This window comes from Arthrobacter sp. TJ-170 (assembly GCF_058269305.1).
On sequence record NZ_JBZCNL010000001.1, the window covers coordinates 107,013 to 132,745 of the forward strand.

The 25,733-nt window shown below is 65.1% G+C and carries 24 protein-coding genes; 17 read left to right on the forward strand and 7 right to left on the reverse strand.

Features of this window, described 5'->3' with window-relative positions; translation table 11 throughout:
* Positions 1-32 precede the first annotated feature (32 nt).
* From AC4D1W_RS00550 to AC4D1W_RS00585, 8 genes are all read left to right on the forward strand, one after another.
* The gene (locus AC4D1W_RS00550) at positions 33-1,373 is read left to right on the forward strand and encodes an ABC transporter substrate-binding protein (RefSeq protein WP_490892173.1); all 1,341 of its coding nucleotides are present in this window, start codon (positions 33-35) and stop codon (positions 1,371-1,373) included.
* 130 nt (positions 1,374-1,503) lie between these two features.
* Positions 1,504-2,403: a carbohydrate ABC transporter permease gene (locus AC4D1W_RS00555; protein ID WP_490897392.1), complete on the forward strand. Its 900-nt coding sequence runs from the start codon at positions 1,504-1,506 to the stop codon at positions 2,401-2,403.
* 11 nt (positions 2,404-2,414) lie between these two features.
* Positions 2,415-3,368 (forward strand): carbohydrate ABC transporter permease, encoded by a 954-nt coding sequence (locus AC4D1W_RS00560; protein WP_490897393.1) that lies wholly within the window; start codon positions 2,415-2,417, stop codon positions 3,366-3,368.
* A 3-nt stretch (positions 3,369-3,371) separates the two neighbouring features.
* A complete protein-coding gene (locus AC4D1W_RS00565) occupies positions 3,372-4,688 on the forward strand; it encodes an arabinan endo-1,5-alpha-L-arabinosidase (protein ID WP_490897394.1) in 1,317 nt (438 codons plus the stop codon).
* Positions 4,689-4,702: 14 nt separating this feature from the next.
* A complete protein-coding gene (locus AC4D1W_RS00570) occupies positions 4,703-5,386 on the forward strand; it encodes a YesL family protein (protein ID WP_490897395.1) in 684 nt (227 codons plus the stop codon).
* Between the two features lie 128 nt (positions 5,387-5,514).
* The gene (arfA, locus tag AC4D1W_RS00575) at positions 5,515-7,017 is read left to right on the forward strand and encodes an arabinosylfuranosidase ArfA (protein ID WP_490897872.1); all 1,503 of its coding nucleotides are present in this window, start codon (positions 5,515-5,517) and stop codon (positions 7,015-7,017) included.
* Positions 7,017-8,009: an arabinan endo-1,5-alpha-L-arabinosidase gene (locus tag AC4D1W_RS00580; protein ID WP_490897396.1), complete on the forward strand. Its 993-nt coding sequence runs from the start codon at positions 7,017-7,019 to the stop codon at positions 8,007-8,009. Before arfA ends, AC4D1W_RS00580 begins: the two co-directional genes overlap by 1 nt.
* A 9-nt stretch (positions 8,010-8,018) precedes the next feature.
* A complete protein-coding gene (locus AC4D1W_RS00585) occupies positions 8,019-9,920 on the forward strand; it encodes a glycoside hydrolase family 127 protein (protein WP_490897397.1) in 1,902 nt (633 codons plus the stop codon).
* 63 nt (positions 9,921-9,983) lie between these two features.
* On the opposite strand, the gene AC4D1W_RS00590 is transcribed toward AC4D1W_RS00585, so the two are convergent.
* Positions 9,984-11,645, reverse strand: coding sequence for a catalase (locus AC4D1W_RS00590; protein WP_490897398.1), 1,662 nt, complete (start codon positions 11,643-11,645; stop codon positions 9,984-9,986).
* A gap of 149 nt (positions 11,646-11,794) precedes the next feature.
* Here AC4D1W_RS00590 and AC4D1W_RS00595 point away from each other — a divergent pair, with 149 nt between their 5' ends.
* From AC4D1W_RS00595 to AC4D1W_RS00605, 3 genes are all read left to right on the forward strand, one after another.
* Positions 11,795-11,998 (forward strand): hypervirulence associated TUDOR domain-containing protein, encoded by a 204-nt coding sequence (locus AC4D1W_RS00595; RefSeq protein ID WP_490892181.1) that lies wholly within the window; start codon positions 11,795-11,797, stop codon positions 11,996-11,998.
* 74 nt (positions 11,999-12,072) lie between these two features.
* The gene (locus AC4D1W_RS00600) at positions 12,073-12,699 is read left to right on the forward strand and encodes an FMN reductase (RefSeq protein ID WP_490897399.1); all 627 of its coding nucleotides are present in this window, start codon (positions 12,073-12,075) and stop codon (positions 12,697-12,699) included.
* 74 nt (positions 12,700-12,773) lie between these two features.
* Positions 12,774-13,862, forward strand: a complete 1,089-nt coding sequence (locus tag AC4D1W_RS00605; protein WP_490897400.1) for an NAD(P)/FAD-dependent oxidoreductase — start codon at positions 12,774-12,776, stop codon at positions 13,860-13,862.
* Positions 13,863-13,871: 9 nt separating this feature from the next.
* Here AC4D1W_RS00605 and AC4D1W_RS00610 read toward each other — a convergent pair whose 3' ends face one another.
* From AC4D1W_RS00610 to AC4D1W_RS00620, 3 genes are read right to left on the reverse strand one after another with little or no spacing between them, the layout of a single operon-like run.
* The gene (locus AC4D1W_RS00610; RefSeq protein WP_490897401.1) at positions 13,872-14,993 is read right to left on the reverse strand and encodes an FAD-dependent oxidoreductase; all 1,122 of its coding nucleotides are present in this window, start codon (positions 14,991-14,993) and stop codon (positions 13,872-13,874) included.
* Positions 14,986-15,672: a class I SAM-dependent methyltransferase gene (locus AC4D1W_RS00615; RefSeq protein WP_490897402.1), complete on the reverse strand. Its 687-nt coding sequence runs from the start codon at positions 15,670-15,672 to the stop codon at positions 14,986-14,988. Before AC4D1W_RS00615 ends, AC4D1W_RS00610 begins: the two co-directional genes overlap by 8 nt.
* Positions 15,673-16,809 (reverse strand): type III polyketide synthase, encoded by a 1,137-nt coding sequence (locus AC4D1W_RS00620; protein ID WP_490892186.1) that lies wholly within the window; start codon positions 16,807-16,809, stop codon positions 15,673-15,675. It abuts the gene before it with no gap.
* A 184-nt stretch (positions 16,810-16,993) separates the two neighbouring features.
* On the opposite strand from AC4D1W_RS00620, the gene AC4D1W_RS00625 reads away from it, so the two are divergent.
* The 4 genes from AC4D1W_RS00625 to AC4D1W_RS00640 all read left to right on the forward strand — a co-directional run bounded on the left by AC4D1W_RS00625 (position 16,994) and on the right by AC4D1W_RS00640 (position 21,225).
* The gene (locus tag AC4D1W_RS00625; RefSeq protein WP_490897403.1) at positions 16,994-17,209 is read left to right on the forward strand and encodes a hypothetical protein; all 216 of its coding nucleotides are present in this window, start codon (positions 16,994-16,996) and stop codon (positions 17,207-17,209) included.
* A 16-nt stretch (positions 17,210-17,225) separates the two neighbouring features.
* A complete protein-coding gene (locus tag AC4D1W_RS00630) occupies positions 17,226-17,999 on the forward strand; it encodes a hypothetical protein (RefSeq protein WP_490897404.1) in 774 nt (257 codons plus the stop codon).
* A 76-nt stretch (positions 18,000-18,075) separates the two neighbouring features.
* Positions 18,076-18,732: a hypothetical protein gene (locus AC4D1W_RS00635; protein ID WP_490892189.1), complete on the forward strand. Its 657-nt coding sequence runs from the start codon at positions 18,076-18,078 to the stop codon at positions 18,730-18,732.
* A gap of 72 nt (positions 18,733-18,804) precedes the next feature.
* The gene (locus AC4D1W_RS00640; RefSeq protein WP_490897405.1) at positions 18,805-21,225 is read left to right on the forward strand and encodes a Tex family protein; all 2,421 of its coding nucleotides are present in this window, start codon (positions 18,805-18,807) and stop codon (positions 21,223-21,225) included.
* Between the two features lie 104 nt (positions 21,226-21,329).
* On the opposite strand, the gene AC4D1W_RS00645 is transcribed toward AC4D1W_RS00640, so the two are convergent.
* On the reverse strand, positions 21,330-22,076 hold the full coding sequence (locus AC4D1W_RS00645) for a transglycosylase family protein (protein WP_490897406.1): 747 nt from the start codon (positions 22,074-22,076) through the stop codon (positions 21,330-21,332).
* 355 nt (positions 22,077-22,431) lie between these two features.
* Here AC4D1W_RS00645 and AC4D1W_RS00650 point away from each other — a divergent pair, with 355 nt between their 5' ends.
* Positions 22,432-22,863 carry an acyl-CoA thioesterase gene (locus AC4D1W_RS00650; RefSeq protein WP_490897407.1) on the forward strand — a complete coding sequence of 144 codons (432 nt, stop codon included), beginning with the start codon at positions 22,432-22,434 and terminating at the stop codon, positions 22,861-22,863.
* Between the two features lie 80 nt (positions 22,864-22,943).
* Here AC4D1W_RS00650 and fdhA read toward each other — a convergent pair whose 3' ends face one another.
* Both fdhA and AC4D1W_RS00660 read right to left on the reverse strand, forming a co-directional pair.
* Entirely contained in the window at positions 22,944-24,161 is a 1,218-nt protein-coding gene (gene fdhA / locus AC4D1W_RS00655; protein WP_490897408.1) for a formaldehyde dehydrogenase, glutathione-independent, read from the reverse strand.
* 197 nt (positions 24,162-24,358) lie between these two features.
* Complete coding sequence (locus AC4D1W_RS00660; RefSeq protein ID WP_490897409.1) at positions 24,359-24,820, reverse strand: DUF4383 domain-containing protein; 462 nt, start codon at positions 24,818-24,820, stop codon at positions 24,359-24,361.
* A gap of 150 nt (positions 24,821-24,970) precedes the next feature.
* Between AC4D1W_RS00660 and AC4D1W_RS00665 the strand changes: the two genes are divergently transcribed.
* Positions 24,971-25,729, forward strand: a complete 759-nt coding sequence (locus AC4D1W_RS00665) for an SDR family NAD(P)-dependent oxidoreductase (RefSeq protein WP_490897410.1) — start codon at positions 24,971-24,973, stop codon at positions 25,727-25,729.
* Positions 25,730-25,733 lie beyond the last annotated feature (4 nt).

Consider the following 25,733-nt stretch of genomic DNA (forward strand, 5'->3'; position numbering starts at 1 on the left):
CCCCTCATACCCCTAACCGGAAGGACCACGTGATGATGAAGTCACGTACCATCAGCAAGACCATCGCAGCAGCAGCGGTCGCAAGCTTCTTGCTCAGCGGATGCGCCGCTGCCGCGGGCGGCGGAGAAGACGGCGAAAAAACCCTCACCTTCATGTACCGCGGTGGGCCTGATGACAAGAAGGCCTACGAGCAGGCAGTCTCCCAATTCGAGAAGGACAACGGCGTTGAGGTCAACATGATCCTGACCACCGCCGACCAGTACAGCACCAAGCTCAAGGCAGCCATCTCCGGCCGGCAGATCCCTGATGTTTTCTACATCAGCCCGGGTGAAGTGCAGGCTTATGTGAAGAACGGCATCATCAAGGACATCACCGAGAACGTCGAGGGCTCAGAGAATATCGATCTCGACAACATCTGGGATTACGGTGTGGACAGCTACCGCTTCGACGGGGAACTCAGCGGCCAGGGCGCCATCTACGCGTTGCCCAAGGACATTGGACCGTTCTCGTTCGGCTACAACAAGACCATGTTCGAGGAAGCAGGCATCCCCCTTCCCGATCCCGATGAGCCCTACACCATGGAAGAGTTCGTCGATGTTTCCAAGCAGCTCACCAAGGACACCGACGGTGACGGCAAGCTGGACCAGTGGGGCACCGGCCTTAACGTGGTCTGGAACCTCCCGGCGTTCGTATGGTCCAACGGTGGCGACTGGCTGAACGAGGACCGCACCAAGGTCACCATCGACACCCCTGAATTCATCGAAGCACTCCAGTGGTTCGCGGACCTGCAGAACGTGCACGAAGTGACTCCGTCCGCAGGCGAAGCACAGACCCTCGACACCTACCAGCGGTGGATGAAGGGCGAGATCGGCTTCTTCCCCGTGGGACCGTGGGACCTCTCCACCTATGAGGAACTTCCCTTCGAGTACGACCTGATTCCTTACCCGGTCGGCGCGACGGGCGAACCCGCCACCTACACCGGAACCCTCGGCATCGCGGTATCCAACGCCAGCAAGCACCCTGAGGAAGCGGCGAAGCTCGCCACCTACCTCTCGGCGAATGAGGAAGCACAGCAGACCCTCACCGACGCCGGCGTCCAGATCCCCAACCTTGAGGACATGGCCGAGGAGTGGGCGAGCGACGACACCACCATGCCCGCCAACAAGGAGGAATTCCTCGAGGTTGTCCGTGAATACGGGCGCCCGCTTCCGAGTGAACTCACCTACAACGCCGAGTGGTATGACGAATTCTTCACCAACATCCAGCCCGTTCTGGATGGCAAGAAGACAGCTGCCGAGTACGTGAAGGAAGCGCAGCCCAAGATGCAGCAGTTCCTCGACGCAGCCAACCAGCAGGCAGGCATCGGTGGCTAGCTTCCGGGCACACCGGACCAACCGCTGACCAGACCGGGTGCCGCGGCCGCGCGAAGACCGGCCGCGGCACCCTTCCAGCCAGGCTCCTGCCGGGCGACCCCACACGTGCTTGAATCAACGAGGATTTCAGATGTCCACCACCACGCGCCGATCCCGGCTCCACCGGCAGGAACACCTGACTGCGCTGGCGTTCGTTGCCCTGCCGGTCATCGGGTTTCTGCTGTTCACCCTCTACCCGATGCTGTTTTCCATCTACGCTTCCTTCACCGACTGGAACGGGCTCACGGCTCCGGTGTTCAGCGGACTCAATAACTACATCGCCATGTTTCAGGACCCCTACTTCCTGAAAGCCATGTACAACACCTTCTTTCTGATGATCGGGATCCCGATCGGGCTGGTGATCTCACTGGCCCTGGCGCTGGCCATGAACCGGAAAATGCATGGCACCACCTTCTTCCGCACCGTGTACTACGTCCCCGTGATCTCCTCCATCGCTGCAGTAGCCATCCTGTGGCAGTGGGCCTTCAACGGTGACTTCGGCCTGATCAATCAGATCCTCGCGCTCGTCGGCATCGACGGACCCAACTGGCTGCAGGACACCTCCACGGTCAAGCCCGCTCTGATCATCATGGCCATCTGGAAGGGCCTCGGCTTCTCGATGCTGCTCTATCTGGCCGCCCTGCAATCCGTGCCGCGCCACCTCTACGAAGCAGCAGCCCTCGACGGTGCCGGTGCCTGGAAGCAGTTCCGCCACATCACCGTTCCCATGGTCCGTCCGGTCACCTTCTTCCTGGTGGTCACGAGTGTCATCGCCGGATCCCAGGTGTTCGTCGAAATCAACATCATGACCCCGACCGGCGGCCCTGAGTTCTCCTCGGCCACCATCGTTTGGTACATCTGGCAAAAGGCCTTCGACAACCTGCAGATGGGTTACGCATCAGCCATGTCGGTTGTGCTCGGCCTCATGGTGTTCCTCATTACCTTCATCCAGTTCCGGCTGAACCGCCGCAACCAGTTCTCGATTGATTGAGGCAGGTCACCATGTCCTCCCAACGCGTCCTCCCCACCGCGCCGCCGCTCAAGCCCGAGCAAGGCCTCCCGGACGGCAAGTCCGCCCGCAACCGGCCGGCGTCGCCCAAGACCCGCGGTCTCTCACCTTCGGAGCGTCGGCACCGACTGATCAACGTCATCGTGACGATTGTGCTCTCGCTTGGCGCCATCGTGATGGTTGCTCCTCTGCTCTGGACGTTCTCCACGTCACTGAAAACCCGCGAAGGCGTCTTCGCACTGCCGCCGCAGTGGATTCCCGATCCCTTCGTCTGGGAGAATTACCTGCGGATCTGGTCAGCCGGACCTCTGCTCAGCGGTATCCAGAACAGCCTCATCGTGGCGTGCACCGTCACCATCGTCGGAACACTGTTCTCCGCCCTGGCGGCCTTCGCTTTCGCGAAGATGCGCATGCCGTACAAGAACGTGGTGTTCCTGAGTCTGCTCGCAGCGCTCATGGTGCCGTTCCCAACCCTGATGATTCCGCAGTTCACGATGTTCGCGTCCATTGGCTGGGTGGACACCCTGCTTCCGCTGATCGTGCCCTTCATCTTCGGCAACATCATCATGATCTTCTTTCTGCGCCAGTACCTGACCTCGGTGCCGGATTCGATCATCGAAGCGGCAAGGATCGACGGCGCTTCCTACCTGCAGATCTTCTTCCGCCTCATCTTCCCGGTCATCAAACCCGCGATCGCCGCGCAGTTCATCCTCTGGTTCATGGCCGTCTGGAACGACTACCTGGCGCCGATCATCTACCTGAACTCGCCCGAGGTGCAGACCCTGCAGCTGGTCATCGCGAACTTCAACGCCCAGTACGCCATTCAGACCGACTACCCGCTCATCATGGCTGCGTCATTCGTCGCGCTGCTTCCCGTGCTGATCGTGTTCATCGTGTTCCAGCGGCAGATCATCGAATCCATCGCGCTCACCGGTTCGAAGGGCTGACCGATGTCTCTTCTGGAAAACCTGAAGCCCGCTTCCACTACCGGACCGGAGACCTGGGGGCCCCGCCACGCCCATGACCCCACCGTGGTGAGGGACGACGACGGCACCTACTACATGTTCTCCACCGACGCCGTCGCCAACTTCCACGACATCCCGGCCGGAGTGCACGTGCGCTCCTCCTCGGACCTCATCGAATGGACGTACCGCGGCACCGCGCTCGACGGTGTGCCGGCCGCGGCGTTCGAGTGGAGCGGCGCGAAGGGACTCTGGGCGCCGGAGGTTGTGCGCTGGCCGGCGCCGGCAGGGGAGGCCCGGTGGCACATGTACTACTCGGCCTCCACTTTCGGCTCCAGCACCTCGGCCATAGGCCTGGCTGTGGCAGGAAGCCCTGCGGGGCCTTGGGAAGACCGCGGCCTCGTGGTCCGCACACGCTCCGGACGGGACACGCAAAATGCGATCGACGCCGCGGTCACCTTCGACCGGCACGGCGACCCTTGGCTGACCTACGGTTCCTTCTTCTCGGGTATCCACACTCTGCGCCTCGACGCGGAAACCGGGCTGGCACTGACGGAGGGCGACCTCGGCACATGTATTGCCCGCCGGCATACCGACGTCGACCGGGCCATTGAGGGGGCCTTCGTCCAGTACCGCCAGGAGGATGACCGCTACGTCCTCTTCGTCTCCTACGACTCCCTGTTCAACACCTACAACGTGCGGGTTGCTCTAGCCGACGAGATCACCGGGCCCTACCGTGATGCGAACGGCGCCGAAATGACCGATATTGACGCCGCTCCGCACAGCGTGGGTACCAAAATCCTGGGCAGCTACCGGTTCGACGGCGACACCGCCTGGCTCGCGCCGGGCCACAACTCTGTCCTCACCGTGCCCGCCGATGAGCGAAAGGGTGAGCAGCAGTTCATGGTGCACCACGTCCGCTTCGCCGAGGATCCCACCCAGCACATGGTGCAGCTACGGCGGGTCTTCACCACCGCGAACGGTTGGCCGGTCGTCTCGCCGCAGCCCTACGCCGGGCCGGAGCGGGAAACTCTTCCGGAGCCTACGGAGATCAGCGGCACCTGGCGCGTGGTGCGCTTCGCCCCGGAGTCGACCGAACTGGTCGAAGCCCAGGCCATGACCGTGAAGGACCTCCGTGGCGCCACCTCCGACGGTGAACCCCGCCAGGTGCGCCTTACTGTGGCCGGAACCGGATTGGACGCTGTGGTCTTCGGCTCCTGGGACTTCTCCCGGAACCGGGCCGCACTGTCCTTCAGTGGAATCGACCAGTTCGGCGTTGTCTATGCCGGAACCCAGGGACCCTGACGATGGGCACAGGCATGGATAACAGCACCCCGGGATGGGCAGGACGCCTCATGGACTGGCTGCGGTTCGTCATGCAGCTGGTACTCCTGAATCTCCTCTTCCTCGCCGGGACCCTGGCCGGGCTGGTGGTCTTCGGGATCTTTCCGAGCGCCGTCGCGACCACCGTGCTGCTCGCACGGCTCCGCGCGGGAGACCCGGGCGACCGGCTGATCAGCGACTTCGTGACCGCCTACCGCGCCCAGTTCCTTCATGCCAACAAGGTGGGCAGCCTGTTCATGATCGCGGGACTGCTGGCTCTGCTGAACGCGGTAACCCTCCCCGGCGCGACGGCAGGCCTGCAGGTCGCGCTCAGCGCGCTCGCCGTCGTCGTCTCCGCAGCGGTGGCAGTGTCGGCGGGTGCCGCCGTCGTTGTTTGCTCCCGCCACCGCGATTCGGTGCGGCGGACCTGGCGCTACGCGCTGGTGCTTCCGCTGGCATCGCCGGGAATGACGCTGGCCTGGCTGGTGTCGGTCGCCGGTGTCGCGATCCTGCTCAGCGGCGTTAGCGCGCTGCTGCCGCTGGTCGGTGCCTCACTGCCGCTGCTGGTTTCCAGCCTCGTCATCGGCCACCGGCTGGACACACTTGCCCAGAACGACGGCGGTGCCTCCGGGCGCCGAACCCGCCCGGGGAGGTCACGTCAGCTGACCCCAGCCATCTAGCCTTCCGTCCTGCCACCCGCTCTACCTACATCCCAGACCACTGCATAGATAAGGAATCACCCGTGACCACCACCACTACGCCCGACTCGACGGCGGCCACGACGCCCGCCGGAGGCACCGACCTTCCCGTGGAGGCGCCGACCACCATCCGCATTGACCGGTCAGCAGTCGTTGCGCCGATCAGCCGGCGAATTTTCGGCTCCTTCGTTGAGCACCTCGGCCGCTGCGTGTATGACGGCATCTACGAACCCGGCCACCCGACCGCCAACGAGGACGGCTTCCGCATGGACGTCATCGAACTCGTCCGCGAACTCGGCTCCACCACCATCCGCTACCCCGGCGGCAACTTTGTATCCGGCTACCGCTGGGAAGACGGCGTCGGCCCCCGCGACCAGCGCCCCGTCCGCCGCGATTTGGCGTGGCACTCCCTCGAAACCAACCAGGTTGGCCTCGAGGAGTTCGCCCGCTGGTGCAAGCTCACCGACTCCGAGCTGATGATGGCCGTGAACCTGGGCACCCGCGGCATTGAAGCGGCGCTTGACCTGCTCGAATACGCCAACCACCCCTCCGGAACCGCGCTGAGCGACCAGCGCATCACCAACGGCGCCAAGGAACCGTACAACATCCGCATGTGGTGCCTCGGCAACGAGATGGACGGTCCCTGGCAGATTGGCCACATGTCCGCCGAGGACTACGGCAAGATCGCCGCCCGGACCGCCTCCGCTATGAAGACGGCGGACAAGGACCTCGAGCTGGTGGTCTGTGGCTCCTCCGGCTCTTCCATGCCGACCTTCGGCGAGTGGGAGCGCGTAGTCCTCGAGCAGAGCTACGACTACGTGGATTACATCTCCTGCCATGCCTACTACCAGGAGCGGAACGGGGACCTCGATTCCTACCTCGCGTCCTCGCTGGACATGCAGTACTTCATCGAGACCGTGGTCGCCACCGCTGATCATGTGAAGCACAAGTTGAAGAGCAACAAGACGATCAAGCTCTCCTTCGACGAGTGGAACATCTGGTACCTCGACGAGCACCAGGCATCGGACGAGGTCAATGACGAGTGGCGCGTTGCCCCGCGCCAGCTCGAGGACACGTACTCTGTCGCCGACGCGGTGGTCTTCGGCAATCTGCTGATCACGCTGCTGAAGAACCACGACCGGGTAGCCTCGGCGTCGCTCGCGCAACTGGTCAACGTGATCGCCCCGATCATGACCGAGCCCGGCGGCGACACCTGGCGGCAGACAACCTTCTTCCCCTTCTCCGTCACTTCGCGGCTGGCGAAGGGCGAGGTGCTGCGCCCGCAGATCGACGCCGGTACCTACTCGACGAAGGTCTACGGCGACGCGCCGCTGATTGACGCGGTCGCAACGGTTGACGCCGGTAACGCGGCGCTGTTCCTCGTCAACCGCAGCCAGACCGATACCATCGACGTTTCGATCGATGTAAGCCAGCTGGGCGTTGAGCTCATCAACGAGGCTGTCACCCTGCATGATGAGGACGTCTACGCCAAGAACACGCTTGAGGACCAGAACCGGGTGGGCCTGAAGCAGCTCCAGGGCGCAGTGCTCGACGGCGGCATCCTCACCGTGTCGCTGCCCCCGGTTTCCTGGTCAGCGATCGCGCTCGGCTAGTGAAGGTTCGCGCAGCGGCACGGCCCGCCATCCTGATCACCCTCGTGCTCGGGATGGCGGGCTGTGCCGCGCCGCCTGCGGGGGAGCAGGAGGTGACCGGCGACTACTTCACCCACGACCCGGCGCTGGTGGCCGGGTCAGGAGATGGCGACTGGTTTGTCTACTCCACCGGCGACGGCCAGACCGCGGACGGCAACATCCAGGTCCGCCGCTCCGAGGACGGCGAGCACTGGGAATACGCGGGAGAAGTGTGGCAGGAAAAGCCGGAATGGCTGTCGGAGGCGGTTCCCGGCGTCGACAATCTGTGGGCCCCGGAACTCTACGAGCATGACGGCACCTGGTACCTCTACTACTCCGCGTCCACGTTCGGAAGCAACACCTCGGTGATCGCGCTGGCGACGAACACCACCCTCGACCCCGATGACCCCGCCTACGAGTGGGTCGACCAGGGGGAGGTTATCTCCTCGGAGGGGAAGAACTTCAACGCGATCGACGCCGGCATTGTCGAGGACGAGGACGGCACACCCTGGATGAGCTTCGGCTCCTTCTGGGGAGGGCTGCAGATAGTTGAACTCGAATGGCCGTCCGGACTCCTCGCCGATCCCGCGGCTGAACCGGTAACCATCGCTGACCGGCAGAGCCCACCCAACGCAATCGAAGCGCCCTACCTCGTTGCACGGGATGGCTATTACTACCTCTTCGTCTCGAAGGACTTCTGCTGCAAGGGTCTTGAGAGCACCTACAACATGGCGGTGGGACGGTCCACTGACATCGAAGGCCCCTACGTGGACCGCGACGGCGTGCCCATGCTCGACGACGGCGGCACTCCGCTGCTGGCGAGCGACGGACCGCGCGTGGGCCCGGGCGGGCAGTCGGTGTCCGGCGACATGCTGGCCTTCCACTACTACGATGAAGCACTCGACGGCGCGTTCCGGCTCGGCCTGGTCCCACTGAACTGGGAAGACGGCTGGCCCACGGCGCGCTGGGACTAGGAACAGCCCATGAGACCCGAAACCGCTCAAGTTGCACCGGCCGCGCCGCGCTCAACGGACCGGCTGGCCCTGAGCCCCCTTGGCTTCGACGCTGTCACCTTCGCGCCGGACGGCATGCTCGGTTCCTGGCAGCGGATCAACCGCAGGGCGAGCCTCCAGCACTGCATCGCGCGGCTCGAGGAGTCGGGTGCGCTGCCGAACATGCGGGCGGCGGCAGCGCGCGAGCCGGGTAAGTTTAGGGGCTTCCACTTCGCTGACTCCGACATCTACAAGGTGCTCGAAGCCATCGGCTGGGAGGCCGGCCGCAGCGACATCCCGGAACTGCTGCCGTTCGTCGACGAGACCGTTGACCTGCTTGCCCGGGCACAGCAGGATGACGGCTACCTCAACTCCTTCTACGCCGAAACACCCGACCGGCAGTTCTCGGACCTCCGGTGGGGACACGAGCTGTACTGCCTTGGGCACCTGCTGCAGGCCGGTATTGCCTGGGCGCGAACCACCGGTCGGACGGATCTGCTGGACATCGGGATCCGCTTTGCGGAACTCGTGGAGCGTACGTTCCCGGCAGACGGCCGGCCGCCGGTGTGCGGGCACCCCGAGATCGAGACGGCGCTCGTGGAGTTGTACCGGCACATGGGCGATACGCGCTGGCTGGACCTTGCGCGCCGCATGGTGGACGCCCGCGGGCACCAGAGCGTCGGCGAGGACCGTTTCGGTTACCACTACTTCCAGGACCACACGCCGGTCCGCGACGTTCCAGGCGCCACCGGACACGTGGTGCGCCAACTCTACCTGGCCGCCGGAATTGCCGACCTCTACACCGAAGACGGCGACGAGGACCTGCTCGCGGCGCTGAAGCGCATCTGGTCCGACGTGCACCTGCGCAAGATGTACATCACCGGCGGCCTCGGATCCCGGCACCGTGACGAAGCATTCGGTGATCCCTTTGAACTGCCGCCGGACCGCGCGTACTCGGAGACCTGTGCCGCCATCTCCAGTGTCCAGTTCAACTGGCGGATGCTGCTGATCACGGGTGAGGCGCGGTACGCGGACGAGCTCGAGCGCGCCCTATACAACGCGGTTGCGGGTTCCACCTCACCGGCCGGAACAGACTACTTCTACTCCAACCCGCTGCACGTCCGGACCGAGCGCGACGGCGAACACGAGCAGGCGCCAGCACGCCGGGCACCCTGGTATGACTGTGCCTGCTGCCCGCCGAACCTTGCCCGGTTGCTTTCGTCGCTGCACGCCTACGCGGCAACAACCGACGACGACGGCGGACTCCAGCTCCACCTCTTCGAATCCGCCGATATCCGGCTTCCGCAGGCGTCCGTGTCCGTCGCGACAGGATACCCGTTCGACGGCCGCGTTCGTCTCGAGATCTCGGGTTCCCTGCCCTCGCTGGCACTGCGGATACCGGCCTGGGCCGAACGCCATGCGCTGTCGGTTAACGGAACGGAGCACCACGTGGTGCCGGTGGACGGCTACCTTCGGCTGTCCGACGTCGGACCCGGAACCGTAGAGCTGGTGCTGGACATGCCGGCCCGGCTCCATGCCCCGCACCCGCACCTTGACGCCGCGCGGGGATGCGTGGCCGTGACGCGGGGACCGATCGTGTACGCGCTGGAGCAGACTGACCTGCCGAACGGCGTCGTGCTTGAGGATGTGGTGCTTGAAACCTCAGGTGAGCCCGAAGTGGGTGCCGCCGCGGCGCTGGTCCCCGGCGATGTCAGCGTCCCGAAGGTGAGCGTCAGCGCGACGGTGCGGCCGCCGTCGTCGTCGGAGCCGTATCCGGTGGTGGGCACGTCCGCTCCTGAACAGGCCGGGTCCTTCGCCGTCGACCTGGTGCCGTACTTCCGGTGGGGCAACCGCGGCCCGGGCGGCATGCGCGTCTGGATCCCCACGCTCTAACCAAGCTATAGCGAGCGCAGGAGGCGTCGGCATGATGCCGACGCCTCCTGTGCTGGAACCGAACTAGCGGGTCACCACCACGTGCTCGTTGGGCACGCAGTGAGTCATCGTCAGGCCTTCTACGTTGCGCGGTCCGTTGTTGCCCAGATTCTTCAGCCGGGCCAGTTCCTCCTCGGACAGCGTCTGGCTGGCTAGCGGCGACAGGTCCTTCACCTCGTCCAGCCCGATCCCGAGGCCTTCCCCGACGCGGGCGCCGAGCTCGTCATCGACGAGGTAGAAGTGCCACAGCATGCGTTCCTGGACCGCACGGTCAGCCTGCCCGATGAGCGTCACGAAGTTGCCGACGAGGTCATCCTTCTCCCACTGCTCGAGCAGCTGGTAGCGCTGGCCGGCCTGCAGATAGTCGTTGGTCAGCGGGATGCGCTGGCGGGTCAGGCGCCCGGTGATCTCGGGGCCCTGCTCGTCGTGCGTGGGGTAGTGACCCTCGCGAAGCCCGCCGGTGACGGAGGGTTCGTAGTTGACGTGCGGGTTCTGCCCCGGGCCCAGGTCCGTCCCATAGGACATCTGGCCGCCGCGCTGGTTGGTTGCGATCGGCGCGTTCTTCGGCGAGTTCACCGGCAGCTGCAGGTAGTTCGGGCCCACGCGGTAGCGCTGGGTGTCGCTGTAGCTGAAGGTCCGGCCCACGAGCATCTTGTCATCGGAAAAGTCCAGCCCATCAACGAGGACGCCGGTGCCGAAGGAGATCTGCTCGTTCTCGTTGTGGTGATCGGACACGTTCCGGTTCAGGGTCATGGTGCCCACAAGCTTCGGCTCGAAATCCTGTTCCGGCCAGGTCTTCGTGTCATCGAGCGGATCGAAGTCGAGTTCGGGATGGTCGCCGTCATCCATCAACTGCACGTACAGGTCCCACTTCGGGTAATCCCCGCGCTCGATGGCCTCGTAGAGGTCCTTGGACGCGTGTCCGAGGTCGGTCGCCTGGATGTTGGCGGCATCCTCCTCGGTCAGGCTCTTCACGCCCTGGTGCGGCTGCCACGTGTACTTAACGAGCTTCGTATCACCGTCTGCGTTGACCCACTTGTAGGTGTTGACGCCGAAGCCCTGCATGTGGCGGTAGTCCGCGGGGATGCCGCGCGGGCTGAAGAGGTTCATCAGCATGTGCATTGACTCCGGTGTCTGCGACATGAAGTCGAAGATGCGCCCGGGTTCCTGGCGGAACGTGATGGGGTCCGGCTTGAGGGAGTGGATGACGTCGGGGAACTTGATGGCGTCGCGGATGAAGAACACGGCGAGGTTGTTGCCGACGAGGTCCCAGTTGCCGTCCTCCGTGTAGAACTTCACCGCGAACCCGCGTGGGTCACGGGCGGCCTCGGACGAGTCACGGCCGCCGATGACCGTGGAGAAGCGGATGGCGACGTCGGTCTTCTTGCCGGGCTCGGAGAACAGCTTCGCCCGTGTGTACGTCGCGATCGGCTCGTCCCCCCACTTGCCGGTTGCCTCGAATTCACCGAACGCCACCGCACCACGGGCGTGGACTACCCGTTCAGGGATGCGCTCCCGGTCGAAATGACTGATCTTCTCAAGGAACTGGTAGTTCTCGAGGGTGGCCGGTCCCCGAGCGCCGACCGTGCGCGAATTCTGGTTGTCATAGACCTGATGGCCCTGACGGTTCGTCAGGATGGCGCGGTCGTCATCCTCGGCGGGCGGCTGGCTGGCGACATCTGTCATGGGTCTCTCCTCGCAGCGGGCTATCAGAGCGCGACCTCCTTCGCGGGAAGCCGGAAAACCAGCGTAGCGACTATTCGACCCCGAGGGCAGCCACCCTTTTGGGCAGTTCAGGGGTGGTGTACGCCGGACGCGGATGACAGGCTGGGGTCATGGCATACAGCAAGGGAACCAAGGTCAGCTGGAATACGTCCCAGGGAAAGACGTCCGGCACGGTGGTTGAGAAGAAGGACAAAGAGTTCACTTTCGAGGGCCAGAAGTTCAACGCATCGAAGGACGAGCCGTACTACATCGTTGAGAGCGAGAAGACGGGAAAGAAGGCCGCCCACAAGGAAAGCGCACTCGACAAGCAGTGACGGGAATGTTTTGCGGGGTTTGCCGGTTCAACTAGATGCAAACGCATGAATAGTCGCGAACTGGAGGACCGGCAATGGAAACACGCCGTGTAGTAGTGGTGTCCGGCGGTATGGGGTCGCCGTCGTCGAGCCGAATGCTGGCGGACCAGCTTGGCGAGGCAGCGCGCCGTGAACTCGAACGTGCCGACCTGAACGCCGAGCTCACCACCATTGAGCTTCGTGAGCTGGCCGTGGACATCGCAAACAACATGGTTACAGGTTTCGCTCCCCCTGCGCTCGCCGACGCCCTGCAGTTCGTTGCGGATGCGGACGCGCTCATCGTTGTCAGCCCCGTCTTCTCCGGCTCCTACAGTGGTCTGCTGAAGTCCTTCTTCGACGTTCTCGACAACACCGCATTGGACGGCATGCCCGTGCTCATCGCGGCGACCGGCGGCAGTGTCCGCCACTCGCTCATGCTCGACCACGCCATGCGCCCGCTGTTCAGCTACCTCCGCGCCCGCGTTGTGTCCACCGGCGTCTACGCCGGGCCCGAGGACTGGGGGATCGGATCCAACGGTGCGCCCGCCCTGGACCAGCGCATCAGCCGCGCCGCCGGTGAACTCGCCGGCATGATCGAAGGCACGACGACGCCGCGCCGCCCCCGTGGCCTGCAAGCGTCCCCGCCGTTTGAGGAGCTCCTCGCACAGGTGCAGGGCCGCTAGCTTCCGCCGGTGCCCGCGGGCGCAAACAGCGGTGCGGGCTGCGCCGGGGGCCGCATACGTGTTTTGCTGGGACCATGACACGTGTCGCAGTGGTAGGTGCAGGGATTGTCGGGCTCTCTACAGCCCATGCTCTCCAGAAGGCGGGCGCGGACGTAACCGTCTATGAGTCCGGGACGCCGGGTTCAGGACAGTCAGCCGGGGAGTCGCGGATTTTCCGGCATGCCCACGATGACGTCCGGCTGGCCGCGTTCGTCAGCCACAGCCGCGCACTCTGGCGTGAGTGGGAGGACGAGTTCGGCGTGGAGCTGGTGTCCGCTGCCGGTGCGGTAGCCATCGGCGACAGCGTGGAGGACAAGCTCCGCGTTCTCAGCGACCTTCCACACATCCGCGTGGCGCTGCTGGCCCCTGGACAACTCGCACCTGCGTTGCCGATCCTTGCGGACTTCTCAGGCAAGGCCATGCTCGACGTCGACGGCGGCGCGATCCACACCCACGCAGCCTTCCGGGCACTTACCGGAAAGCTGGAAAATGCTCTCGTGGCGGACCACGTGCTGGCCGTGCAGCACACCCCCGATGGAGATGTGGAGATCCGTACCGGGACCCGCGTCGACCGGTTCGATCATGTGGTCCTGTGCGCCGGCCGCGGCACGGCTGCTTTGGCACGCGGCGCGGGACTGGACATCCCCGTTGAACTTGCCGCGCACGCCCGCGTGACCTTCCGGGTGCGCGATGACGCCGGGGTTCCGCTGCCCACCTTCCAGGACAGCAGCGGGGTGTTCGGGGAGACCGGTGTTTACGCGGCGCCCTCCGCCGATGACCGTTCCTACTCGGTTGGCCTCAGCGAAACCACGGAGGTGCGCCAGGACGGGAGCGTCGTCGACCCGACTGCCCTGGAGTCGCTCGCGGCCCGGGCATCAGCGTACGTGCGGCACGCGCTGCCCGGCCTGGATCCGGAGCCGGCCAGCTACGTCCACTGCTGGGTGACGCGCCTGCCGTGGGGTGACGACGGCGTCGGCGTCTGGTCGGTGGGGAATCTTAGCGCCGTAGCGGGTCACAACCTCTTCAAACAGGCGCCGGCACTGGGGGAGGCACTGGCAGAAACCGCACTGTCCGGCGTCGTGCCCGATATTCTGCGGCCGGAATCGCAGCTCGGCAAATCCTGAGAGGCGCCCCTAGTGCATGGTGAAGGTGCGGGCCACGGCGTCGTGCACGGTCGGCACCCCGGCGATCCTGCCCATGATGCGATTCCGCACCGACAACACCGCGGAGGGCAGGGGACGGCCCAGGATCATGTTGATGTGTGCCTGCCGCGAGGCCGTCAGCGCCGCGCGGCGCCGCTCCTCGTTGAAGCGGCGAAGCCCCAGCCCGACGTCGGTGCCCGCCAGCGAAGCCACCACCAGCGGAACAAGCTGCGCGGCGTCGAGCCATCCCAGGTTCATGCCCTGCCCGCCGATGGGCGACACCTCGTGCGCGGCGTCCCCGATCAGCGCGATGCGCCCCTGCACGAACCGGTCGGCGACCCTGCGGCGTACCGTGAAAGAGCTGAGCATCGTGTTGTTCCGGGTATCCACCGGGACGCCCGTCCGGTCGGCCACCAGACCCGCAACCGCCTCAGCTGTGGGGTGCTCCACCTGGAACGGCATCCGCACCACCCAGCGTCGGACCCCGCCGGGCAGCGGGAAGGACTCCACGATGCCGGCGGGCTCCAGATAGAGTGCAGCGGTGCTCCCGTCGCCGGTGCTGTCCGGAAAATCACCCATGACGTAGGCGTCGGGATACGGGCGGAGACTTGCACCGATCCCGGCAGCGCTGCGCACCGTGCTCCGGGCCCCATCCGCGCCGATCAGGAGCGCAGAACGGTGGGTGCCGGTCCCGGTAACGGCCAAAACTTCGTTCCCGACGTCGTGGACCGCCTCAATCGTCTCACCCCGGCGCAGGGCAGCGGGTGCCAGTTCAGCCAGCCGCTCCGACAGGATGCGCTCCGTCTGCTCCTGCGGTATCGCGAGGACGTAGCGGTGCCTGCCCGGCAACCGGGCGAAGGAGAGCTCCGCCACCGTCCGTCCGCGGCTGCGTGCAACGCCGCCCGGAATCTGCACTCCCGAGGCAATCAACCTATCCGCAACCCCTGCCTGCTCCAGCGCCGCAAGGGCCGGCGGGTGGATGCCGATGGCGCGCGAGTGGGAGCTGCGCTCGGCACGCCGCTCCAGGACTTCCACCTCAACGCCCGCCTGCGCCAGCAGGATCGCGGTGAACAGCCCCACCGGCCCGCCGCCGACTATCAGGACATCAGGCACGGTGCACCAGCAGGTTCCGGAACGGGACCTGCCGCTCAACGCGCCAGTTTCCGGGCACGACGGCGCGCAGCTCCTTCGCAAGGTAGCTCCGCCGGATGGAGGTCAGCCCGTCCTCCCGGATGTAGGAACCGCGCAAAGGCAGGGTGGCCACGGAGAACAGGACAAACCCCAGCCGGGTCCGCTCGATGTCGCTGTGCAGGGCCAGCCGGGTGCTCAGCCGCTCCGAGTCGCTGAGCAGCCCGCGCAGTTCCTCGGGGGAGAGATGGTGGAGAACATGGTTGGAGGTGACGACGTCGAACTGTGCGCCCTCCTCGACCAGCTCGGAACTGAAGGCTTGCCGGAAGGTGAGTCCCGGCGTCGTCGGCTGGCTGCTTGCGAAGGCCTGCGCGCGTTCGTCCGGGTCAATCGCGGTAATCTCCAGCGCGTATCCGTCACGGGCGGCCCAGCGAACGAAAGCGCGGGGCACGTCGCCGCCGCCGGAGCCGATGTCCAGCAGCGTGTTGGAGCGCGACGTCGACAGCACGGGCCGGATGTACCGCACCCAGGTGCGGTGCCAGCCGGCAACCGAGCGGTTGACGAGCCCGAACTGGGCGTAGGTGCGGTTGAGCGTCGAAGGATCGCAGTCCGGCTTGTCCATCTCCTCGATTGCGGTGAGGTCGCGGTGGGCGAGGAAGGCCATTCAGGCTGCTGTCTTGGTGAAGAGCGCTGTTTCCACCGTGAGCCCGGGACCGAAGGCCATGGAGCAGATGCGCTCATCGGCCTGTCCGCCGGGCTGGTCGAGGATGTGCTTGAGGACGAACATCACGGTGGCGCTGCTCATGTTCCCGTAGTTGCGGAGGGTTTCGCGGGCGGGGATCAGCTGGTCGTCGCTGAGCTTCAGCTTGGCCTGCACCTTGTCCAGGATGCTGCGGCCGCCCGGGTGGATGGCCCAGTGCTCGATGTCCCGGTACTCGAGCCCGATGAGGTCATCGTCCCGCTCCAGCAGCGGAGCCAGTGCACCGACGATGTGCTCGTCGATGATGTGTGGAACGTAGGTGCCGAGGACCATTTCGAAACCCTCGTCGCCGATGTTCCACGCCATCGACTCCTCGCCGACCGGGGTGAGCGTGGTCTCGAAGAAGTCGAGGCTGAGCACGCTGCCTTCGGGGTGCGGGAGGTCGGTGCGGGCGCTGATGACGGCGGCCGCAGCGCCGTCGGCGAAGAGGGAGGTACCCACAATGGTGTCGGGGTTGTTCGAGGACCGCACATGCAGGGAGCACAGTTCTGCGCTGACCACGAGGACCACGGCCTTGGGGTCGGCCTCGCAGAAGGACTTCGCTGCCCGCAGGGCGGGGAACGCCGCGTAGCAGCCCATGAAGCCGAGGTGGAAACGCTGCACTGATGGGTCAAGCCCCAACGCCCGGACAATCTTGTAGTCCGGTCCCGGGTTGAAGAACCCGGTACAGGACACCGTCACCACGTGCGTGACGTCAGCCGCTTCGACGCCCTCAGCCGCATCGAGCGCCTTCTGCGCGGCCTCGATGAACAGCTTGGTGCTTTGTTCGGCGTAGACCTCGTTGCGGGCTTTCGTGCCGGGGCTGAGGATCGTCATGGTCGCCGAATCGAAGAACAGCGGAGTCTCACTGTGCCGTTCGAGGGTCAGTTCATCCACCGCCGTGTACCGGGTGTCAATGCCGGACGAATCGAACGCCGCGGTGACCAGCCGCTGGCCGAGCCGGTTGAGCCCGGGCTGCGCAGCGAAGACGTCCCGCACCTGGGACTGCACCATGACGGTAGTCGGTACGGCGGTTTCGAGGGACCTCATCAGCACTGTCATAGTTCATTGTTAGGTGAGCGAGTAACCGAACACAATACGAAGCAGGCTGAGGATCGTTGTGCCGCCTGCCCGTTGTGCCTACCAGCGCTCGCAGCACGTGGGGGTAGCGTGAAGGTATGGCACTGCACCAGAGCGTACGACGACGACGCTCCTGCCCGGCGCGAATCCTGCAACTCAGTGGGATGTGGGTGGCCTCAACCGTCCTGCTGGCCGGCTGCAGCACAACACCCGCGGACAGTGGCACGGCGGCTTCAGGATCTGCGGAAGCATCGTCCTCGGCAACCCCGTCTCCCGCCGCCTCTTCAACCGCGTCCTCGACTCCGTCCCCTTCTCCGTCTCCGTCTCCTGCTCCGTCTCCTTCTCCGTCACCGTCACCGACGCCCACGCCGGAACCTGTTGAGCTTCCCCGCGGCGGAATGGAACTTTTTCCGGACTACCGGCTCGTCGGGTTCAGCGGACACCCCTATTCGGAAGCCCTCGGCAGGCTCGGCATCGGCGCGATCGATGAGCGGGTTGCCGAGATCGACGCACTGGGGACGGAACTGGCCGGCGGACGGAAGGTGATGCCGGTGCTGGAACTGATTGCCGTGGTCGTGCAGGCTGACCCGGGCGCCGACGGTGCATACCGGACCCGTGCATCCGACGACATCATCAGCGAATACCTTGAAGCCGCCCGCCGGCATGACGGGATGCTGCTGCTGAACGTCCAGCCCGGGCGGGCGAGCATGGCCAATGAAGTGCGGGCGCTCGAGAAGTGGCTGGTGGAGCCCGACGTCGGCGTGGCCATCGATCCCGAGTGGGATATCACGGCGGAGCAGCTTCCCGGCCATTCCTACGGGCACACCACCGGGGAGGAGATCAACGAGATAGCGGCGTATATCGATGCCCTCGTGAGGGAGAAGAATCTCCCGCAGAAGGCGCTGGTGTTCCACCAGGTGGCTCCCGGCGTCGTCTCCAATGTGGCCGCGATCGAGGAGTACCCGGGCGTCGCGGTGATTCGGAGCGTTGACGGCATTGGCGCTCCGAATTCGAAGATCGAGACCTACAACCTCCTGATGGAGGACATGCCGCCCACGGTCCATGCCGGTTTCAAGCTCTTCTTCGAGGAGGACGTTGTGCTCGGCCCGCTCATGACACCTCCAGAGATTCTGGCGCTGACGCCTCAGCCCGAGTACGTCCTCTACGAGTAGATCCTGCCTGTAAGACCCATCCGGAAACGCTGTGTCGCCGAACACAGGTAAACGGGTCTTACGAGGATGGTGGAACATGGCGGTTCGGCGGGCGGCACTTGCTGGAGGGGCGATGATCGCTGCGCTCCTGACCAGCGGATGCATGGCCGTCGAGGAGAACCCGCTCGACGTCAACTCACCCCGATCACAGGAGAGCGTCACCCAGAAGAGCGTCAGCAACCAGCTGGCCACAACGGACTTCGGCGATGACCCCCTGAACCTCGCGGAGAACGGCGCCACCCTCTGCTACACCCAGCCCGACATCGGCTACCAGGAATTCACGGTCCTGGTCCATAACGAGGCGCTCGAAACCTTCACGCTGGACGACGTTACTCTCCAGGACCCGGTAGACCTCACCCTCGTGAGCGCCGAGGTGTCCACGGCCAACCGGGACGGTCACCACAAGGCCCACGGCGACGACGACGGCGGCGCTCATGGCACGCACAGCGCCGAACCCGCACCTGCAGCTCCTTCCGCCAAGGCCGAGCCCGCCGGCCCGGTCGAGCCTGTCCCCGCAGAGGGCTACAACATCACCACGCACGAGTACGTGAACCTCGTGGTCGCCGTTTCGATCGCGGAGGGCGCCGACGTCGGCACTGCGCAGGGCGTCACGGTCGCGTACTCAACCGGTGGCGAGGAATTCACAGGGACGCACCCGCTGGTGGTCGAGCTGGACCGCGAAAGCTGCTCCTAGCATCTTGCGCACAGCAGGACCGGTCCCGGTCTGTTTGCGCCAGGCGCGCCGGTCAATGCCACAATGGCAGGCGTGACCGCACCAAACAGCACCCCTCCCACCATCTTCGAGCAACTCGCTGAGGAACTCGGCGTCCAGCAATGGCAGGTCAAGGCAGCAGTCGAACTGCTCGACGGTGGATCCACGGTGCCGTTCATCGCCCGCTACCGCAAGGAAGTCACCGGGACCCTCGACGACGCCCAGCTGCGCGAGCTCGAGGAGCGGCTGCGGTATCTGCGCGAGCTCGAGGAGCGTCGGGCAGCTGTCCTTGAAGCGATCGAGGCGCAGGGCAAGCTCACCGACGAGTTGCGTGCCGCCGTCGTCGGTGCCACCACCAAGGCCCGCCTGGAAGACATCTATCTGCCCTTCAAGACGAAACGGCGGACCAAGGCGCAGCTTGCCCGCGAAGCGGGTCTGGAGCCGCTCGCGGAAGCGCTGATCGCGGATCCGTCGCTCGACCCGAACGTGGAAGCGAGCCGCTACCTGAACGACGCCGTGGCCACCGCCGAGGACGCCCTCGCCGGGGCCCGTGCACTGCTCGTGGAACGAGCAGGCCAGGACGCCGACCTGCTCGCCGACCTTCGGGAACGGCTCTGGAAGCAGGGGAGGCTGCGCTCGCAGGTGGTACCCGGCAAAGAGGCCGAGGGTCAGAAGTTCGCCGATTACTTCGACTTCTCACAGGCGCCGTCCGCCATGCCCTCACACCGCGTCCTGGCGCTGTTGCGCGGCGAGAAAGAGGGCGTCCTGCAGTTGGCCCTTGCCGAGGCCGATAGCACCGACGCCGAGGCCGCCCTCCGTGCCCGGCGCCGCTTCGAGAACTCCGTAGCCGCATTCCTCGGTGTCGCAGACCAGGGCCGGCCTGCGGATGCGTGGCTGATGGCGACTGTCCAGCAGGCGTGGCGCCGGCTGCTCGCGAAACTCTCGATCGACCTGCGCGTCCGGCTCTTCATGGAGGCCGAAACAGAAGCGGTCCGGGTCTTCGCCGCCAACCTGCGCGACGTGCTGCTTGCGGCACCCGCGGGCAGCCGCACCACGATCGGTCTCGATCCCGGGTTGCGGACCGGCGTCAAGGTGGCGGTGGTGGACGGAACCGGCAAGGTCCTCGAGACTGCGACCATCTACCCGCACGCTCCGGCAAAGAAGTGGAATGATGCGCTCGCAACGCTGTCGCGCATGGTGGCCAGTCACGACGTCGACCTCATCGCGATCGGCAACGGCACCGCTTCCCGTGAGACAGACAAGCTCGCGTCTGAACTGATCTCGCTGATCTCCGGCCGGACCCTGCACAAGCTCGTGGTGTCCGAAGCCGGGGCGTCCGTGTACTCCGCGTCGGCGCTGGCGTCGGCGGAATTGCCTGAGCTCGACGTGTCGCTGCGCGGCGCCGTCTCGATTGCCCGGCGGCTGCAGGACCCGCTGGCCGAACTGGTGAAGATTGACCCGAAGTCCATCGGCGTGGGCCAGTACCAGCACGACGTGAGCCCCGTAAAACTTGAGCGCTCGCTCGATGCGGTGATCGAAGACTGCGTCAACGCGGTCGGTGTGGATGTGAACACCGCCTCTCCGTCGCTCCTGACCCGGGTGGCAGGCGTGGGCCCCCTGCTCAGCGAGAACATCGTGGCCCATCGCGATGCCAACGGGCCCTTTGCCCGCCGGCGCGACCTGTTGAAGGTTCCGAGGCTCGGTGCGAAGGCGTTCGAGCAGTGCGCCGGCTTCCTCCGCATTACAGGCGGTGACGAACCCCTGGATGCCTCGAGCGTGCACCCGGAGGCCTACCCCGTGGCCCGGCGGATGGTGAACGACGCCGGTGGCTCACTTCGGTCGCTGAATCTCGCCGAGTACGTGGACGAGACCATCGGCCTGCCAACACTGCAGGACATCCTCGCGGAACTGGAGAAACCGGGACGGGATCCGCGCCCGGCGTTTGTCACGGCGTCGTTTTCCGATGTGGAGAAGATCTCGGACCTGCGCCCCGGAATGGTAATCGACGGTGTGGTGACCAACGTTGCTGCCTTCGGCGCGTTCGTTGACGTCGGTGTGCACCAGGACGGGTTGGTCCACGTCTCGGCGATGGCTGACCGTTTCGTCAGCGACCCGCACGAGATCGTGAAGTCGGGCCAGGTGGTGAAGGTCAAGGTGTTGGAGGCCGACCCTGAGCGCAAGCGGATCTCCCTCAGCCTGCGGTTGAATGACGACGCCGCTCCGCGTGGCGCCAAGCCCGCCCGGGAGGCGCGTGCGGGCACGGGAGAAGACCGCCGTCGTCGTTCATCCGGCGGGGAGGGCGGCAGTCCAATTTCCGGCACTGCCAAGCCGGGAACTACCAAGCCGGGCTCCCCGCAGCAGCGGGGCAATGCCAAGCCTGGCAGCTCCAAGCAAGGCCCCCGGGCAGATCAGGCTCCGGCCAACAGCGCCATGGCGGAGGCGTTGCGCGCTGCGGGACTGGTGCCGCCGCGCTGAACCCAGTCCGCCCGGCCAACGCACCGCACTCAGCGGAGGGCGCAGGCGCAAAAGAACCCCGCAACGCGCATGTTGCGGGGTTCTTTTCGTACGTAGGTGAAGCCTTAGGCAGGCAGCTGCAGAACGTGACCGGTGAAGATGAGGTCAGCGTGAATGACGGTGTCAGCGTTAGCCTGGTAAAGGGCCTGCCAGCCGCCTTCGACGCCGAGCTTCGCAGCGATGCCGCTGAGGGTATCGCCGGACTGGATGGTGTAGGTCTCACCGGAGAGTGCAACGGCGGGAGCAGCGGGAGCCTGAACAACCGGAGCCTCAACGACGGGCGCCGGAGCGTGGACTGGTGCCTGAACAACCGGGGCCTCAACAACGGGTGCCTGAACAACCGGGGCCTCAACAACGGGTGCCGGAGCAACCGGAGCCGGGGCCTGGACCGGTGCCTGAACCTGCGGAACAGACTGAGCCTGAACGGGAGCAGGTGCCGGAGCGGCGGGGATCGGGGTCGGGTTGGCACCGGCGGTCAGGCCGAGCTTGGCCGAGCATGCGGGCCATGCGCCCCAACCCTGGCCTGCGAGAACGCGCTCAGCAACGGCGATCTGCTCTGCACGGCTGGCGTTTTGAGGCAGGCCCTGGCCGCCGAAGCCGGCCCAGGTGGACGGGGTGAACTGCAGTCCGCCGGAGAAGCCGTTGCCGGTGTTGATGGCCCAGTTGCCACCGCTTTCACACTGTGCAAGGGCGTCCCAGGTGCTGGCCGGAGCAGCGTTGGCTGCACCAGCGGATGCACCGAGACCGATACCGACGAGGGCGGCAGCTGCGAAGCCGCGGCGCACGTTAAGGCTGAGTTTCTGGTTCTTCATGGGTACGATGCTCCAAAAGGCCACCTGCACTCGTTCCGTCCCCGGACATCTTTGCGCCGTTGCTCACCCTTGACTGATCAGTGGTCTTGTCTGTGGTGTCTGCCGGACGAGCAACGTGCGGTGGAGGGGCAGCACCAGGGCATTATGTGGCAGACGTAAACGGAGTCTGCTTTGTGAATTCCCGAAAGTGGGTACGTCCCCACCGTAGAGTGTTTTCTAATCGTTGCCAAATCGAGACGTTTTGGTGCTTGACGAAAAGCGTCTGAGAACTCCGCGATCGGAGTGGTGTAAACACCGTTGACCACTGTAAAACATAGGGATGGATGCGTACCAGTCGGTAACCTGTGAAATTTCCATGAGATGGGGGGATATGGACGCCTATGGGCACATCAACAATGTCCAGGTGGCACGGCTCCTGGAAGAGGCGCGTATCCATGCGTTCGGCCCACCCGGGGGGACGGGGGCGCCGGGTGAGGATCCTCCGGTGCCGCTCTTTTCCTCCATCGGATCAGACGTGCAGGCGCTCGTGGTGGAGCATCGCATCAGGTACACGGCCACGCTGGATTACCGGAACGTGCCGTTGAAAATCGAGGTATGGATCGCAGACCTGAAGGCAGCAAGCATCGACATTGCCTACCGTATCCAGGATCCCGTGACGAATCGGGTGTGCGTGAAGGCCCAGTCCACGCTGGCGTTCATAGATGGCGAGTCAGGCTCCCTGCTGCGCATTACCGCCGAGCAGAAGGAGCAGCTGGCGCCTTACATAGGGCCGGGGCTGTTCAGGTGAAACCGCTCGAATGAGCTGGCAGGACACACCCCGTTTGGAGGTTCATTAGGGGCGTGTCCTGCCGACTCAACGAGGCTCGTCTAGGCGGCGATGTATCCGTTCGGGTTCAGCACGTACTTCGTCGCTGCACCCTTGTCGAACTCCTCGTAGCCCTGCGGTGCCTCCTCCAGGGGAATGGGCTTGGCGTTGACGGCCTTGGCGATGTGCGCCTTGTCATGCAGGATTGCCATCATCAGCTGACGGTTGTACTTCATGACCGGACACTGGCCCGTGGTGAAGGACAGTGACTTTGCCCAGCCGGTGCCGAGGGAGAGGGACAGTGACCCGACCTTCGCAGCCTCGTCGATTCCGCCCGGATCGCCCGTGACGTAGAGTCCCGGGATGCCCAGCGCGCCACCGGCGGCGGTGATGGACATCAGCGAGTTCAGCACCGTCGCTGGAGCCTCGTGCGAGGCGTCCTTGCCGTGACCGCGTGCCTCGAAGCCGACGGCGTCGACACCGCAGTCCACTTCCGGCACTCCGAGAATCTGCTCAATCTGGTCCTTTGGCTCGCCCTTGGAGACGTCCACCGTTTCGCAGCCGAAGCTGCGTGCCTGCGCAAGGCGCTCCTCGTTGAGGTCAGCCACAATAACGACGGCGGCACCCAGCAGCTGCGCGGACAGTGCGGCGGCCAGCCCGACGGGGCCCGCGCCGGCGATGTAGACGGTGGAGCCGGTGGTGACGCCGGCCGTGTACACGCCGTGGTAGCCCGTGGGGAAGATGTCCGAGAGCATGGTCAGGTCCAGGATCTTCTCCAGAGCCTGGTCCCGGTCCGGGAACTTCAGCAGGTTCCAGTCGGCATAGGGAACCAGAACGTACTCAGCCTGGCCTCCGACCCATCCGCCCATGTCCACATAGCCGTAGGCGCTGCCCGGACGGTCCGGGTTGACGTTGAGGCAGATGCCGGTCTTGCGCTCCTTGCAGTTCCGGCAACGGCCACAGGAGATGTTGAACGGAACCGAACAGATGTCTCCTTTCTTGATGAACTCGACGTCGCTGCCAACCTCGACTACCTCGCCGGTGATCTCATGGCCGAGCACGAGGTCCGACGGGGCGGTTGTCCGCCCGCGGACCATGTGCTGGTCCGATCCGCAGATATTGGTGGCTACGGTCTTGAGGATGACGCCGTGATTCACCTGCCTACCAACGTTCGCAGGGTTGACGCCCGGACCGTCCTTCAGTTCGAACGTGGGGTAATCGGTATCAATGATCTCGACCTTGCCGGGGCCTTTATAGGCCACGGCCTTGTTTCCTGACATGGTGATCCCTTCAGAGTTGGCGGTCGTTCGTCGTCGAACGTCCCTTCCGCAAGGCCATGGCTGACCCCAACTGTCAGCAGGAGGCCTCGCGGTCAGTCTAGGACCGGGACCCCCTGGAGGGCATCTGTTTTCATTAACATTCCAGTCGTACAAGACGCCCCGCCGCGTTCTGCGGGCGGGGCGTGCTTGCGGTCGCGCTACTGGATGGCGCGGTTTTCCCGGTGTCGCAGGGCATAGGCGACTCCCAGTCCTCCGGCGAGGAGGCCGAGGATCAGGTTCAGCCAGTTGGTCGCGGCGTTCGTGGACAGGATGTTGGCTGCAGAATTACCGACTATCAGTCCGTAGAGCCACATGACCAGCAGCACGGCACCACTTCCGATCAGGAAGTTGCGGGCCGAAAGAACTCCGCGGCTCATCCAGATTCCGGCGGCACCCACGGCGAGGTACACCAGGTTGAGCAGCACGGAGACCTGGAACGCGCCCAGAAGCATCGCCTCGGAACCGAATGCGAATGCCATGGACGAATATGAGGTGGTGATGCCCGGAATGAGCCCGAGAATCCCCATCAGCAGGAAAACTACTCCCATCCCCATCGCTGCACTGCGAACGTGGTCGCGGGTTACATGGAAATCATGCGCGTGGTGTGATGCGGTAGTCATCTCCCCTCCTAATGTGTGAATATGACTCTTCGCTGTGCCGCGAGGCGTCGGGAGAGGCGCACCGCATGCACCGCTGTTGGAGGAGCGCAAACCGCGCTCAACCAGCACTCTCATTTTACTGCTGGATTACCCACCTGATAAGGGAAAACAATGGCTGACAGGGCAATGATCACGGGCGCGACAGCGGGCCTCGGGGCTGAGTTCGCGGAGCAGCTCGCCGCGCAGGGCAATGCGCTCGTGCTGGTCGCCAGGAACTCCGCGCGGCTGGAGGAAAAAGCCGCCGCACTGCACTCCCGCTTCGGCGTCGCCGTGGAGGTGCTGGTAGCGGACCTGCACGACGACGACGGCGTCCGCCGCGTTCTCCGCAGGCTGCGGGCCGGGCAGGACCCCGTTTCAACCCTGGTCAACAACGCCGGCTATGGCCTTCCCAAATCCTTTGAAGACAATCCGCTCGAGGAAGAGCTCAACCATGCGGCAATCCACCTCACTGTTCCTCTGGCGCTCAGCCACGCTGCGCTGCAGGGCATGCTGGCCCGGGGCTCCGGACGGATCGTGAATGTGGCGAGCGTTGCCGGGTTCACGCCGCGCGGCACCTATGGCGCCCTGAAAGCGGCCATGATCAACTTCAGCCAATGGGCAAACTTCGCCTATCGCAGGCGTGGAGTTACCGTGATGGCGCTCTGCCCAGGGTTCGTTCACACCGAGTTTCACCAGCGCATGGGCATGGATAAAGGGTCCGTTCCGCGGTGGATGTGGCTCAATGCCGAGGAGGTCGTTCAGGCTGCGTTGAAGGATCTCTCCGCGGGCAAGGCCGTGTCCATTCCCAGCATGCGCTACAAGGTGCTGGCGTTCATCGCGAGGAACGCGCCGTCGTCGTTGGTGGCGCCCCTTGCCGCCCGCGGCAGGTGAGCGG